The sequence below is a fragment of the Bradyrhizobium hereditatis genome (genome assembly GCF_020329435.1).
GTDB classification, from domain to species: domain Bacteria; phylum Pseudomonadota; class Alphaproteobacteria; order Rhizobiales; family Xanthobacteraceae; genus Bradyrhizobium; species Bradyrhizobium hereditatis.
The window spans coordinates 173,026-186,413 of record NZ_JAGKJK010000005.1; the positions used below are offsets into that span (position 1 = coordinate 173,026).

12 protein-coding genes and 1 riboswitch are annotated in these 13,388 nt (G+C 63.5%); of the genes, 7 read left to right on the forward strand and 5 right to left on the reverse strand.

Annotated features, from left to right (window positions below; translation table 11 throughout):
- Positions 1-734 precede the first annotated feature (734 nt).
- A complete protein-coding gene (locus J6524_RS13515) occupies positions 735-1,790 on the forward strand; it encodes a YihY/virulence factor BrkB family protein (protein WP_225671185.1) in 1,056 nt (351 codons plus the stop codon).
- A gap of 21 nt (positions 1,791-1,811) precedes the next feature.
- Here the strand turns inward: J6524_RS13515 and J6524_RS37945 are convergent, their stop codons facing one another.
- Positions 1,812-2,141 (reverse strand): glycoside hydrolase family 88 protein, encoded by a 330-nt coding sequence (locus tag J6524_RS37945; RefSeq protein ID WP_225671805.1) that lies wholly within the window; start codon positions 2,139-2,141, stop codon positions 1,812-1,814.
- A 120-nt stretch (positions 2,142-2,261) separates the two neighbouring features.
- Between J6524_RS37945 and J6524_RS13525 the strand changes: the two genes are divergently transcribed.
- On the forward strand, positions 2,262-2,537 hold the full coding sequence (locus J6524_RS13525) for a hypothetical protein (protein ID WP_225671187.1): 276 nt from the start codon (positions 2,262-2,264) through the stop codon (positions 2,535-2,537).
- A 396-nt stretch (positions 2,538-2,933) separates the two neighbouring features.
- Here J6524_RS13525 and J6524_RS13530 read toward each other — a convergent pair whose 3' ends face one another.
- Positions 2,934-3,794, reverse strand: coding sequence for a TIGR02594 family protein (locus J6524_RS13530; protein ID WP_225671189.1), 861 nt, complete (start codon positions 3,792-3,794; stop codon positions 2,934-2,936).
- 259 nt (positions 3,795-4,053) lie between these two features.
- Between J6524_RS13530 and J6524_RS13535 the strand changes: the two genes are divergently transcribed.
- Positions 4,054-4,926, forward strand: a complete 873-nt coding sequence (locus J6524_RS13535; RefSeq protein ID WP_225671191.1) for an alpha/beta fold hydrolase — start codon at positions 4,054-4,056, stop codon at positions 4,924-4,926.
- A 577-nt stretch (positions 4,927-5,503) separates the two neighbouring features.
- Here J6524_RS13535 and metW read toward each other — a convergent pair.
- A complete protein-coding gene (gene metW / locus J6524_RS13540; RefSeq protein WP_225671193.1) occupies positions 5,504-6,172 on the reverse strand; it encodes a methionine biosynthesis protein MetW in 669 nt (222 codons plus the stop codon).
- A gap of 1 nt (position 6,173) precedes the next feature.
- Positions 6,174-7,373, reverse strand: coding sequence for a homoserine O-acetyltransferase MetX (metX, locus tag J6524_RS13545; RefSeq protein WP_225671195.1), 1,200 nt, complete (start codon positions 7,371-7,373; stop codon positions 6,174-6,176).
- A gap of 88 nt (positions 7,374-7,461) precedes the next feature.
- Positions 7,462-7,541: riboswitch (SAM riboswitch) on the reverse strand.
- 163 nt (positions 7,542-7,704) lie between these two features.
- On the opposite strand from metX, the gene J6524_RS13550 reads away from it, so the two are divergent.
- From J6524_RS13550 to J6524_RS13565, 4 genes are all read left to right on the forward strand, one after another.
- A complete protein-coding gene (locus J6524_RS13550) occupies positions 7,705-8,553 on the forward strand; it encodes a chorismate mutase (protein WP_225671197.1) in 849 nt (282 codons plus the stop codon).
- Positions 8,554-8,583: 30 nt separating this feature from the next.
- The gene (gene hisC, locus J6524_RS13555; protein WP_225671199.1) at positions 8,584-9,681 is read left to right on the forward strand and encodes a histidinol-phosphate transaminase; all 1,098 of its coding nucleotides are present in this window, start codon (positions 8,584-8,586) and stop codon (positions 9,679-9,681) included.
- Between the two features lie 8 nt (positions 9,682-9,689).
- Positions 9,690-10,628: a prephenate/arogenate dehydrogenase family protein gene (locus J6524_RS13560; protein ID WP_225671202.1), complete on the forward strand. Its 939-nt coding sequence runs from the start codon at positions 9,690-9,692 to the stop codon at positions 10,626-10,628.
- Positions 10,629-11,003: 375 nt separating this feature from the next.
- Positions 11,004-11,876 carry a universal stress protein gene (locus tag J6524_RS13565; protein ID WP_225671203.1) on the forward strand — a complete coding sequence of 291 codons (873 nt, stop codon included), beginning with the start codon at positions 11,004-11,006 and terminating at the stop codon, positions 11,874-11,876.
- 290 nt (positions 11,877-12,166) lie between these two features.
- On the opposite strand, the gene J6524_RS13570 is transcribed toward J6524_RS13565, so the two are convergent.
- On the reverse strand, positions 12,167-13,354 hold the full coding sequence (locus J6524_RS13570; protein WP_225671205.1) for a DUF2125 domain-containing protein: 1,188 nt from the start codon (positions 13,352-13,354) through the stop codon (positions 12,167-12,169).
- Between the last annotated feature and the right edge of the window lie 34 nt (positions 13,355-13,388).

Genomic DNA, 13,388 nt, shown 5'->3' on the forward strand with positions numbered 1-13,388 from the left:
CTAAACAAGCTGGTCCCGCGCAATTGCGATTTGGAGAAGTTCTAATTCGCCAATGACGCTCCCGGAATCTGCAGATCATCGACTCAATGCTCGCTGGCACGCCGAAACGATTCGATATGCGGGACATCGCCGGTCTTGCGGTTGCGTCGGCCTCGATGGCAACAGGCATTGACGCTGCGCGGCCTCAAGATCGCTCGCGATTGGACTTCAGATTCCGAGCGCGACAAAGGCTGTGCAAGCCACCATCAAACTTACGACAATGACAGCAAGGAAACTGTATGAAGCAAAATCTTCGTACATGACGACACCTGGGCCTTGAGACACCTGGGCCTTGATCAGGCCGCCCGTTCTCCGGCTGAGATACGATTAAACCATCGGTTCGTTTCAGGATGTCTTCGTCGGTCCAGGAAATGACTTCATCGATGCGCCTGGTATTTGCATCCCGAATTCGGCACGAAGCATCTTCACGGAACTGCTACAGAGCCTCCGCCAATCGTGGCGAACCGAGCTTGACAGAATGCGACCGGCTGACGCGCATCTCTTATCGCCTGGCTTTGCTCATCGAGAACGAGCGGACCAACGGGCGCAATGGCCGCCCTGGCGCGTCCAAGCGACTGGAGGCGGATACCGTCAGGGCTTTGCGGATACGGACAGGGACGAACAAGATTGATCGCCGAGGAACAGGAGTGAGCCGCAGGAATTTACCGGATGACATCCTGCGGTGAGCGTCGGCCATGGCCAATGTGGGATACATCGATCCGCGACAGGATCCCCGCAATACTTCCGTCCCGGAAGCGACCGCCACTCGTTCCGAGCAAGACAATGATGAGGACCGCGGAGAACAAGCCAGCCGGGGACGGCACGCCGTCGCGCCATGGCAGATCCCGTGGAAGGGATGGAAGGACATCCTGCTTCGCACCTATCACGAGATGAACGAAGACCGGCTTCTCGCGGTGGCAGCCGGCGTCGTGTTTTACGGCCTGCTTGCCCTTTTCCCGGCGATCACCGCGCTGGTCTCTTGCTACGCCCTGTTCGCCAACGCCAGCACCGTCAACGAGCACCTCGCCTCGCTGGGCACCCTGTTGCCGGGTGGCGCGATGGATATCGTCAAGGAACAGGTCGATCGTGTGCTGGCCAAGGGCGACATCAAGCTCGGAGCGGCGTTCGCGTTCAGCTTCCTGCTGGCGCTATGGAGCGCCAACGGTGGTATGAAGGCGGTAATCGACGCGCTCAACGTCGCGTATGAGGAAAAGGAGGAACGCGGCTTCTTCAAGCTCAACGCGGTCTCGCTTGCCTTCACCGTAGGCGGCCTGGTCGCGGTACTGGTTGCGATCGGCGCGATTGTCGCCCTGCCGCTCGTTCTCTCGGCGATCGGCCTCAGCGCAGTGACCGACGCGATCATCCGCTATGGGCGATGGCCGATCCTCGTCGTTCTGACGCTGCTGGCGCTTGCCGTGCTTTATCGATATGCGCCCAGCCGGCGGGCGCCGCAGTGGAAGTGGATTACCGTCGGCAGCGTGTTCGCAACGGCAGCCTGGCTCGCGGGCTCCGCCCTGCTCTCCTTTTATCTCGCCAATTATGCGCATTACGATGCGACCTACGGCTCGCTCGGCGCAGCAATCGGCCTGATGATGTGGATGTGGATGTCGACCATCGTCATCCTGATGGGCGCCGAACTGAATGCCGAGATCGAGCACCAGACCGCCGAAGACACCACCGAGGGCGGCAACAAGCCGCTCGGCGCGCGCGACGCCGAGATGGCCGACACGATCGGCGCAGCGAAAGCGTGAGGCGGCTCGCTGGCGCTGCGGCTAGTGGACTAGTTCAGATGCAGCCAACAATAGAGCGCCAGACCCGTAGAGCTGGGCGTCTGTGATCTGAACGGCGTCGGGACTGTCGCCGATCTGCTGCACGCGGCCGAGCCGGCCGTCAACCGTCGCCGATGCCAGAGCTCGCCAGCCTCGTTCAATCACTGGACTAAACCGCTTTGCGTCGAGAAGTCCCATCCTCACCCCGGCGGCCAGGCCGTAGGTGAAGAAGCCAGTGCAACTGGATTCCGGGCTGCCTACGTCGGGTGGAGCGAGCAGCGACGTGGACCAGAAGCCATCCGGGCGCTGGAGGCTCGCCACGCGATCCGCCATCTCGAAGCGGGAGCGACCGACTTTACGTTCAACCACTTCTCAAAGCAGACAACGCCAGTGTTCTTGCCATATAGTTCAGTGACTCAGAGGCGCGGGATGTCTGATCGGAGGAATGAGGTCATGCGCAAGACATGGGGATCGTTAGTCCTGGCTATCGCTGCTTTGCTTTTCAGCCCGCAGCTGCGGGCGCAGCAGGTTGCGGCCGAAACGCCGCAGACAATGCTGGCGGCTCAGATTCGGACGCAGGGGTTCACCTGCGACAAGGCGATCGGCGCCACGAGGGACAGAAAGCGCTCCCAGCCGGACCGTGTCGTCTGGGTTCTCAAATGCAGCAACGCGACATACCGCGTCACGCGCGCCCCCGACATGGCGGCGAAGGTCGAGCCGCTGCCGTGAGGGAAGGACGCTGCTTAAAGCCGGCGCGTGGATAGTTGATCACGGCGGCCTCTTTCCATTTCGGGAGGTGCGTTCCCTCTCCCCTTGCGGGAGAGGGTTAGGGAGAGGGGTAAGCCACGGGCGCTGACCGAAGAGATTTGGCGGCGCTCAGCGACGTTCTCAGTCAAACAGCGCACTGCCGTTGCGGCCACCCCTCTCCCCAGCCCTCCCCCGCAAGGGGGAAGGGAGCGCAGCGTGCGCGGGGCTATCATCATCGTCATTGCGAGCCACCGGGGTCGCGCGAATGCGCGCCCGATGACGGCTCCGCGTGCCCACCATCAAGCAGCCCGATCGGGGATGAATGGCGGGCCCGTCGCTTGCGCTCCTTTGCCCGCCCTACGAGGCCTGGATGTCCTCTCAGCTCGTCGGCATGACGTAGGCGTAGATCCGGTCGCGCGAGACCGGCATCTCGCGGACGCGGTTGCCGCTGTTGCCGGAGATCATGATCGGATTGCCCTTGGCGTCGATGCCGGTGATGATGCCGACATGGCCGCCGCGGCGGCCGCGCGTCATCACCGCAATCGCGCCGACCTGCGGGCCGGAAACGCGCTGGCCGTATTTCGCGAACGAGCTCGCCATATCGGAGCCGGTGCCGCGATAGCCGGAATGCTGCAGCACCATGTTCATGAACCGCGCACACCACAGGCTGCCGCGTCCCGTCGGGTTGCCGCCGAGATATTTGCGCGCCTCAGCGACGATGTTCGACGAGGAGTAGCCAGTGGCCATGGCGCCGCCGGTCGGCGTCACCGTTTCATTCGATGTGACGGCTGCAGCGGGCGTGACGCTGGCGTTGGCATCGGCCAGCCCGCGCGCATTCATCCGTGCGACCGCACGCTCCCAGCGTTTTTCATGCGCGGCGTGCCGTGCCCTTGCACGACGGCTGCCGCGATCGGCGCGCGCCTCAGTGACGTTGGACGAACCGAAGCCGGCGGGCGCCATCTGCGGGCCGCCCTGTATGTAGCTCGGGTTGAATTCGGCGAAGCCGCCGGCCTGCATCTGCGCAGCCCCGTGCTCCCAGCGCGACGTCCTGCGAACGTGGCGATGGTGGCGATATGCATAATGCTTGGCGTGATGACCGGCGTGATAGGCGCGAGCGTGCCGCCCTGCGCCGTGATGTGGTCTTGCTGAAGCCGGAGAGACAAATACGAAGATGGAAGCCGAACACAGTGCCAGCGCCATGAAACGAAGCGACCGGCGAAACGCAAACAACTGACTCATACTCGATCCTCTTTACACCCCCGCCTTCCCCTTTTGCGTTCGCGTACGAACGAACGCGGCCGGCGTTTTGCGTCTGGCGATGTGACGGGAGGAAGATTTCATGTGGCGGTGGGATAACAATTTCGGGGTGATTCCGCGAAGATTCGATGGCGGAAATGGAACGAATGCGCCGCATTGCAGCCGCAGGAATTAATTGCGATTTTGAGGGCTCGCCGCGTAATGAAGTTGCGTAAAAACAAGAAAATCGAGAGGAAGTAAAATGCCCCATGCTATCGCCAAGGATGACGTCCGCCTCTACTTCGAAGAAGCCGGAAGCGGGACACCGATCATCTTCCTGCACGAATTCGCGGCCGACCACACCAACTGGGAGCCGCAGATGCGCTATTTTTCACGCGGCCACCGCTGCATCGCCTATTCGGCGCGCGGCTATCCGCCGTCCGACGTGCCGCAATCGGCCGATGTCTACACCTACGACTATTTCTACACTGACGCGCTCGCCGTGCTCGACCACCTCGGCATCGAAAGAGCGCACTTCATTGGCCTGTCGATGGGCTCCTATTCCTCGCTGCAGGTCGCGCTCAACGCACCGGCGCGGGCGCTGTCGATGACCCTCGCTGCCGTGGGCGCCGGCTCGGACCTGGAAAATCTCGATGCCTTCCGCGCGCAATGCGTCGCCAATGCCGAGCAGTATGAGGCGATCGGCTCAGTCGAGGTCGCCAAGGTGACGCGGGAGGCGCCGAGCCGGATTCCGTTCCTGTTGAAAGACCCGCGCGGCCACGCCGACTTCTATGCCGCGCTGGCGCGTCATGACGCGAAGGGTTCGGCCAACACGATGCGCAGCTTTCAGGGCAAGCGGCCGTCGATCTACACGATGACCGATGCGATCCGGCGCGTGCCGACGCCGGCGCTGATTCTTTGCGGCGACGAGGACGACAATTGCATCGGACCGAGCCTGTTCCTGAAGAAGCATTTGCCCGCGGCGGGGCTTTCGTTCTTTCCGAAGTCGGGCCACGTGCTCAATCTCGAAGAGCCGGCGCTGTTCAACGAGATGGTGGAGCGTTTCATCGCGCTGGTCGAAGCTGGCCGATGGCCGGTGCGCGATCCGAGGTCGCTGGTGGCGGCGGTGGTGTAGGCCGCGGGCACAAGGCGCGGGGGAAGATATGTGAGGGACGCACCGGCAGATGGGTTCCCTCTCCCCTTGCGGGAGAGGGTTAGGGAGAGGGGTGCCGCTTGCTCCGTCGTTGGACGGATGGAAATAGGCCTCCGCGCAATCTTCCATTGCAAGTGCGCGCCGCGTTGCGCGCGTATCTCTTCCGCCGGAGCCCCTGGCTTACCCCTCTCCCCAACCCTCCCCCGCAAGGGGGGAGGGAGCCTGACAAGGGTGCTCACCTCACTTCGAGTTACGGCTCGCGTTACCGCTTCTGCAAGTGAACGCCTCGGCGCACCCAGCACATGTGAGGACGCACCGGCGGAAGGGTTCCCTCTCCCCTTGCGGGAGAGGGTTAGGGAGAGGGGTGCCGCTTGCTCCGTCGTTAGACGGGATAGCAACAAGCTTCCAAAGTCTTCCATTGCAAATGCGCGCGTATCTCTTCCGCCGGAGCCCGGGGCTTACCCCTCTCCCCAACCCTCCCCCGCAAGGGGGGAGGGAGCCCTACCTGCGTGCTCACCTTACTTCGCGCGCTTATGCCGCTGGCCATTATTCTCGGGTCTTACCTCCCCGCCCCGCCGCGGCTCAGCAGAAACACGCCCTGCTCGCCGAACATGTTCCAGACCCACCAGGGCAGGTTCAGCGGCACCGGGCGGCCGTAGAGATCGAGCGCGACGGCACGCTCCATCTTGACGTTGATCTCGTCGCAGAGCTCGACGAAATCCTTGATGGTGCAGAAGTGGATGTTGGCGGTGTCGTACCAGGTCGCCGGCAAATTTTCCGTGCGCGGCATGTGACCGCCGATCAAAAGCTGCAGCCGCATCTTCCAGAAACCGAAATTCGGAAACGAAACGATGGCGCGCCGGCCGATCCGCAACAGATTCTCCAGCACAACCCTCGGCTGCCGCGTCGCCTGCAGCGTTTGCGACAGGATCACGTAGTCGAAGGCGTCGTCGGGATAGTTGACGAGGTCGGTGTCGGCGTCGCCCTGCACCACCGCAAGGCCCTTGGCGACGCAGCGGTTGACGCCCTCGCGCGACAATTCGATGCCGCGGCCGTCGATGCCGCGGCTCTCCAGGAGCTGCAGCAGCTCGCCGTCGCCGCAGCCGACGTCGAGGACCCGCGAACCGCGCTCGACCATGCTTGCGACCAGCAGATGATCGGTGCGATCGCTGCCGGTACGGTCGGGCTCGATGCCCGGTAGCGGCAACGTCTGTTCCTGAAGCGCCATATCAGCCACCATTTTTAAGGCCGCGCGCCTTGCCGGCCGATTGCAGGAAGGCGCGCGAGATGTCGAAGAACTCGGGCACGTCGAGCAGGAAGGCGTCGTGGCCGCGATCGGTCTCGATCTCCGCAAACGACACCCGCGCGCTCGACGCGTTCAGCGCATGCACCAAAGCGCGCGACTCCGAAGTCGGAAACAGCCAGTCCGAGGTGAACGACACCACGCAGAACCGCGTCTTGATGCCGGTGAACGCCTTTGCCAGCACGCCGCCATGGTCGGCGGCGATGTCGAAATAATCCATCGCGCGCGTCAGATAGAGATAGCTGTTGGCGTCGAAACGCTCGACAAAGGACGAACCCTGATAGCGCAGATAGCTCTCGACCTGGAAATCGGCGTCGAACGAAAAAGTCGGCAGGTCACGGTCCTGCATGCGCCGGCCGAACTTGCGATGCAGCGCCGCGTCCGACAGATAGGTGATGTGTCCTGCCATCCGCGCAACCGCGAGCCCGCGATGCGGTTGCGTGCTGCGTTCGAAATAGCGCCCGTGATGCCAGTCTGGATCGGCCATCACGGCCTGCCGGCCCAGTTCGTGAAACGCAATGTTCTGCGCCGAATGGCGCGTCGAGCAGGCGACCGGCAGCGCCGAGAACACGCGATGCGGATAGGCGGCCGTCCATTGCAGCACCTGCATGCCGCCCATCGAGCCGCCGATCACGCAGAGCAGTGTTTCGATGCCGAGACGATCGAGCAGCATGGCCTGCGCGCGGACCATGTCGGGAATGGTGATGAGCGGAAAATCCAGCCCCCATACCTTGCCGGTGGCCGGATTCGTCGAGGCCGGGCCGGTCGATCCCATGCAGCCGCCGATCACGTTCGAACAGATGATGAAATATTTCTCGGTATCGAGCGGTCGACCGGGACCGACCATGATTTCCCACCAGCCAGCCTTGCCGGTCAGGGGATGCACGTTGGCGACATGCTGGTCGAGGGTCAGCGCGTGGCAGATCAGAATGGCATTGGTGCGGTCGGCGTTGAGTTCGCCATAGGTCTGATAGGCGATCTGAAACGGGGCGAGATCGACGCCGCAGTCGAGCTTGAGCGGCTGGTCCGGCTCGAACTTCGCCACCAGCGACGTCGGATGATCGGCCTCGTGCGCACGATCCTCGCTGAGGATCGACGGACTGGGTATCGAATGCAGGTTTGTCATTACTTCCGACCCGCCTCCTCGCAGAGGCCCTTAACACGCAGAAATCAGGCCATAAAAAAACCCGGCCTGAACAAAGGTTCGGCCGGGATCAACTCTGTCCCCGGCCTGTTTAGCGAGTTGTTTAACGTGGCTGCAAGCCGGCCGGCTCAAATGACCACGGAATGGCTTAAAATTAGTCGTAAGCGGGCTTTTCGTCAAGGCAGACCCATGGTTAACCGGGCTGCAGCCGCTTTAGGCGCCGTCGTTTCTCTTTGCTTTCAGCGGCCGTCTTTTCTAAGCAATGTCATGCTTGCCGGTAATTTCGGATGATCCGGCGCTGAAGGTTCTTAAGATGTCCAAAGCTCCCCCGGCTCCGCCCTCGCTGCAGGCATTGCGCAAGGAGATCGACGCGATCGACGAGCAGGTCCATCGCCTCTTGATGGCGCGTGGCGACATCATCGATCGCCTGATCCAGGTGAAGCAGACCCAGGAAGTCGGCTCCGCGTTTCGGCCCGCGCGGGAGGCCAGCATGATGCGCAGCCTGGTCGAGCGCCATCGCGGCATCCTGCCACTCGACACCATCGAGAGCATCTGGCGCGTCATCATCTCGACGTTCACTTACGTGCAGGCGCCGTTCTCGGTGCATGCCGACGTCTCCGTCGGCGAATCCGCGATGCGGGATTCAGCGCGGTTTCACTTCGGCTTCGTCGTGCCTTATGTGGGCCATTTCAGCGCGCAGGCCGCTGTCGAGGCGGTGGCGAAATCGAAAGGCGATCTGGCGCTGGTCTCGGCGATCTCGAGCCGGACGCCGTGGTGGAATCTGCTCGAGGCGGACGGCGCGCCAAAGATCATCGCCCGCCTGCCGTTCCTCGAACGCGCCGATCATCCGGCAGCGCTGCCAGTGTTCGTGATCTCGCGGGTCGCTGACGATGCCATGGTGACGGAAGTGCAGACCTGGAGCGTCCGCGTCGCGGGGTGGAATGCCGATATCGCCCGCGCGGTGGCACCGCTTGCCGAAATCGTGGCTGTGCCCGATACCGCCTTCGATGGCGCGGCGCTTCTGGTATCGGACGCCGGCTCTGGCTTTGAGAAGATCAAGGCTGCCCTGATCCAGGCCGGCGCCTCGGTGCGCTCGTCGGCTCTCGTCGGCAGCCACGCAACGCGCTATACGGTGCCCCCGAACGGGTCGGCGACGCCTTAAATCACCGCCCCGACATTTCCGGAGTTGAAGATGAACCGCCCCGTGCCGAATCCCGGCATTCTCGATATTGCGCCCTACACGCCCGGCAAGACGCCGGTGCCGGAGCCGGGCCGCAAGGTGTTCAAGCTGTCCGCCAACGAGACCCCGTTCGGACCGTCGCCGAAGGCGATGCAAGTGTACAAGGACGCGGCGGAGCATTTGGAGGATTATCCGGAAGGAACCTCAAAGGTGCTGCGCGAGGCGATCGGCCGCGCCTACGGGCTCGATCCCAACCGCATCATCTGCGGCGCCGGCTCGGATGAAATTCTCAATCTGCTGGCGCATACCTATCTCAGCCAGGGCGATGAGGCGATCTCCACCACGCACGGCTTTTTGGTGTATCCGATCGCCACCATGGCGAACGGCGCCAAGAACGTCATCGCGCCCGAGACCAATTTCACCGCCGACGTCGACGCCATCCTGGCGCGCGTCACGCCGCGCACAAAACTGGTGTGGCTCGCCAATCCGAACAATCCGACCGGGACCTATGTGCCGTTCGACGAGGTCAAGCGGCTTCGCGCCGGCTTGCCGCCGCATGTGCTGCTGGTGCTCGACGCCGCCTATTCCGACTACGTGTCGCGCAACGACTACGAGCTTGGCCTCGAGCTGGTGGCGACCACGGAAAACACCGTGATGACGCACACCTTCTCCAAGATTCACGGGCTGGCGGCGTTGCGCGTCGGCTGGATGTTCGGCCCGGCGCACATCGTCGATGCCGTCAACCGCATCCGCGGCCCATTCAACGTCTCGACGCCAGCGATGCTGGCGGCGGTCGCCGCGATCGAGGACACTGCACATGTCCAGAAGTCGAAGGCGTTCACCGAGGAGTGGCGCAACTGGCTGACGGAAGAGATCGGCAAGCTCGGGCTCAAGGTGACGCCGAGCGTCGCGAACTTCGTGCTGATCCACTTCCCCACGGAGAAGGGCAAGACCGCGGAGGATGCGGATGCGTTCCTGACCAAGCGCGGCCTGGTGCTACGGGCGCTCAGGAATTACGGCCTGCCGCACGCGCTGCGCATGACCATCGGCACCGAGGAGGCCAACCGCCTCGTCGTCGATGCCTTGCGCGACTTCATGGCCGCCAAGTGAGCAGTCAAGTGAGCGCGGCACCGATCTTCCGACGCGTCGCGCTGATCGGCTTCGGCCTGATCGGCGGCTCGATCGCGCGCGCGGCGCGGGCCGAAGGGCTCGCCAGCGAAATCGTCACCACGGCCCGCTCGGAAAAGACGCGCGCGCGGGTGGTCGAACTCAATATCGTCGACCGCGTGCTGGAGACCAACGCGGAAGCCGTTAAAGACGCCGATCTCGTGATTCTCTGCATTCCGGTCGGCGCCTGCGGGGCGGTCGCGCAAGAGATTGCGCCACACCTGAAAGCGGGTGCGATCGTCTCCGACGTCGGCTCGGTCAAGGGCGCGATCATCCGCGAGATGGCGCCGCATCTGCCTGATAGCGTCCACTTCGTTCCGGCGCACCCGGTGGCCGGCACCGAACATTCGGGCCCGGATTCCGGCTTCGCCGAACTCTTCATCAATCGCTGGTGCATCCTGACGCCGCCCGAGGGGACCGATCCCATGGCGGTCGAAGCGCTGCGCGCATTCTGGGCCGCGATGGGCGCCAAGGTCGAGACCATGACGCCGGATCATCACGACCTGGTGCTGGCGATCACGAGCCACCTGCCGCATCTGATCGCCTACACCATCGTCGGCACGGCCGACGAGCTGGCGCAGGTGACGTCCTCAGAAGTTATCAAGTTTTCCGCCGGCGGTTTCCGCGATTTCACCCGCATTGCCGCGTCGGATCCTACGATGTGGCGCGACGTGTTCTTGAACAACAAGGAGGCCGTGCTGGAAATGCTCGGCACCTTCAACGAAGACCTCTCGAAACTCACCCGCGCCATCCGCCGCGGCGACGGCGAGGCGCTGTTCGACCACTTCACCCGCACCCGCGCTATCCGCCGCGGTATCGTCGAGATCGGCCAGGATTCGGCAGCGCCGGATTTTGGCCGGCCGCATCCGCCGCTGAAGAAGGCGGAGTGAGCGATACGCTCTCGCAGTCGTCATTGCGTTTCGCCACCGACGGCTCGACACCAGCAACGGGTGCGAGGACCACACGGTTTTGCCGTACGCGACTATCGCCGGTCGTCTGGACACTTTTGCGAAGTGGCGGCCGACACTAGGGACGTCCGATTATTGGCGGTAAACCGGAAGTGCCCGGCCGACTTTCAAAACGACGCTCGTGACCCGCACCGGACATCGACGACCAAAGTCGGCAACCGGCACACCTGCTGGCTCCGGAACTTTGGGGTGTTCTGGGGAGTTATATAATCAGACGGGATTGCGCGATTTTGGGTTCGGCTCAACACACACATATGCCGTCTGTCGTCGCAAACGGCGGCATCGCAGGAGGCTCTCATGAGCATCAAGCGAATCCTGGTTCCACTACCCGGCTCAGCCAGTCACACCGGTCAAATTGAAACGGCGCTGTCTGCCGCGAAGGCGTTGGAGGCTCACGTCCAGGCACTCTTCATCAGTGAGCCGCCGCCGGTCACGCGTGGCGGCCTAACGGCCACCGAAATGGGACGAACGGCGACCGTCGCATTGGCAAACCGGCACGCCGAGGAACGGGAGCGAACAGCGCGGGAGGCGCGTGAGGTTTTCGCGCAGGCCTGCGCAGTAGTCGGCATCCCGATGCTATCGGCGAGCGACGAGCCCGGCAGCCCGCTCGCAGCATCCTGGCGCGAAGCCGAGGGATCCTATGTGCAAATCGCGGTGCAACGGGCCGCTGCCTTCGACCTAATGGTCGCCGCAAGCGCCACCGTGATGGAATCGCTCATGGCCATTGCAGAGCAATCGCTGCTGCAGACCCGTCGCCCCGTACTGTTGGCGCCGGCTCGCCCACAGAGTGATCTGACCGACAGCGCGATGATCGCCTGGGACGAGAGCCCGGAATGCTGGCACGCGGTCTCGGCTGCCATACCGTTCATGCAACTCGCCAAATCAGTGCAGGTCATAAGCGTTGATCGGGATGCCAGCAATAGCCAAGCCTCGCAGGCGGAGGTGCTTGCCTATTTGCGCTGTCATGGCATCGCTGCGACCGCGCAGGTGGTTGCACCGGAATTGCGCTCGGTCGGCGATACGCTGCTCGCGGCGGGGGCAGAGCATGAAGCCGGCCTGCTGATCATGGGCGCCTATTCACACAGCCGCCTGCGCGAGATGCTTCTGGGCGGGGCCACGCGCCACATCCTTAAGAACGCTTCGGCGCGCCCCGTTCTCTTGGCACATTAGCCTCATCATAGCGCAATCCCAACTCAGGTTGGCCGCCGACGCCAACGCTATGACCTCACTCGCCGACGGCGGCCGTTCGATTAACACACCGACGCTGCCAAACGCATCAGCCTCCTCCCCAGCGAATTGGGTCTCCCGAGTTCGGCACTTGTGGCAGATCGTGGTCGGGTCGATTGGATCGGATGTCGGTTTGCGGCTACTTTCAGGACATGTTGCGGTGCCCGATTTGAGTCCCCGAGTGCAACCCAAAGCGGACCTCCATCGGTTACTCTGAATTTTTGGCTGACGCCCTAAAACAGCGGGGGCACCTGCCCCACTTTCACCGGCCCGAGAAACACCGCGCCGTCGACAAAGCGCAGCGGAAAAGCGCGCGCTTTCTTGCCCTCCAGCTCGGTCTCCTTGCCGAGCGCGTTGATGCCGGCGGCGACGCCGGCGCCGGCGTTCTGCTTGACGACCTTGCCGAGGCCGGGGATTGCCTTGTCGAGTGCGCCGAAGAGATTGTTGAGGTCCTGCGTCTTCACGCCCGGCGCGACGCGATCGAGCGTGGCCTGCGGCACGCCCTCTTCCAGCATCTTCTCGATGCCGAGCAGCGGAATCACCTTCTCGATTCCCGCCACCGTCATCTGCAGCTCGCCCTCGATGCGGCCCTGCTCATTGAGCCGCAACGTCCCGGCCGCCACCGAGACCAGATCGCCCTGTTGAATCCGCGAGCGCACGATCTCGACATGGCCACCCGCCGCCTGAAGCTCCCTGAACCGCTCGGGCCACGGCTTTGGCGAAAAATCCTTCAGGCCGGCCAGCTTGGCCTGGATGTCGGCATCGAACGGCGCCGCAAGCACCGGATGCACCTCCTGCACATTGCCGCCCCTTATCTGCAGCGCGGTTTCGATCACGGGGTGATCCCTGGTCGAGCCCTCTGCGAGACGACCATGCAGCTCGATATGGCGCGCCTTCGCGAGCGGCGTCTCGACCGGTCCGTTGACGCGGTCGAGCGAAGGATTGTCGAACACGATGGAAGCGCGCTGCGGAATGCCGGGCAGGCCGTTCACGCTGCTACGGCCCAAGCTCCAATTCACCTTCATCATCGGCGGCTGGCCGCGGTCGGAGAGCGTCGCCGGCGCCTTGAATTCGGCGATCAAAAGTTGCGGCTGATAGATCTGCGCGATCACCATGATCTCGCCGAGCCGCGCCACGAACGGCACCTGCGCGCCCGCAACTTGCGAAACCAGCGACACGCTGGCGTCTTCGCAACGGACTTCGAAGCGGAACGGAAAGCCGGCCACCGAACGCTTGCCGCAGGCATAGACCCGGCCGGCTTGTGCCTCCTGCGCGGCCCACGCGTCAGCGCGGACGCCGACTTCAGACGCGGCATAGAACCAGAACGCGCTCCATGCAGCGGCGGCGACGACGAGCAATGCGGGCACGATGAAGAGGCGCCACAGCGGGCGCCGGCGCGGCGCAGGGGTCATGTCAGGCATGCGGCGTCCTTTGGCTAGCGATTTGGGCAAATGT

Excerpts from the sequence above, each read along its gene's own strand:
- J6524_RS13515 (WP_225671185.1), top strand. The coding sequence starts at position 735 with ATGGCCAATGTGGGATACATCGATCCGCGACAGGATCCCCGCAATACT.
- J6524_RS37945 (WP_225671805.1), bottom strand. The coding sequence starts at position 2,141 with ATGGCGGATCGCGTGGCGAGCCTCCAGCGCCCGGATGGCTTCTGGTCC.
- J6524_RS13525 (WP_225671187.1), top strand. The coding sequence starts at position 2,262 with ATGCGCAAGACATGGGGATCGTTAGTCCTGGCTATCGCTGCTTTGCTT.
- J6524_RS13530 (WP_225671189.1), bottom strand. The coding sequence starts at position 3,794 with ATGAGTCAGTTGTTTGCGTTTCGCCGGTCGCTTCGTTTCATGGCGCTG.
- J6524_RS13535 (WP_225671191.1), top strand. The coding sequence starts at position 4,054 with ATGCCCCATGCTATCGCCAAGGATGACGTCCGCCTCTACTTCGAAGAA.
- metW (WP_225671193.1), bottom strand. The coding sequence starts at position 6,172 with ATGGCGCTTCAGGAACAGACGTTGCCGCTACCGGGCATCGAGCCCGAC.
- metX (WP_225671195.1), bottom strand. The coding sequence starts at position 7,373 with ATGACAAACCTGCATTCGATACCCAGTCCGTCGATCCTCAGCGAGGAT.
- J6524_RS13550 (WP_225671197.1), top strand. The coding sequence starts at position 7,705 with ATGTCCAAAGCTCCCCCGGCTCCGCCCTCGCTGCAGGCATTGCGCAAG.
- hisC (WP_225671199.1), top strand. The coding sequence starts at position 8,584 with ATGAACCGCCCCGTGCCGAATCCCGGCATTCTCGATATTGCGCCCTAC.
- J6524_RS13565 (WP_225671203.1), top strand. The coding sequence starts at position 11,004 with ATGAGCATCAAGCGAATCCTGGTTCCACTACCCGGCTCAGCCAGTCAC.
- J6524_RS13570 (WP_225671205.1), bottom strand. The coding sequence starts at position 13,354 with ATGCCTGACATGACCCCTGCGCCGCGCCGGCGCCCGCTGTGGCGCCTC.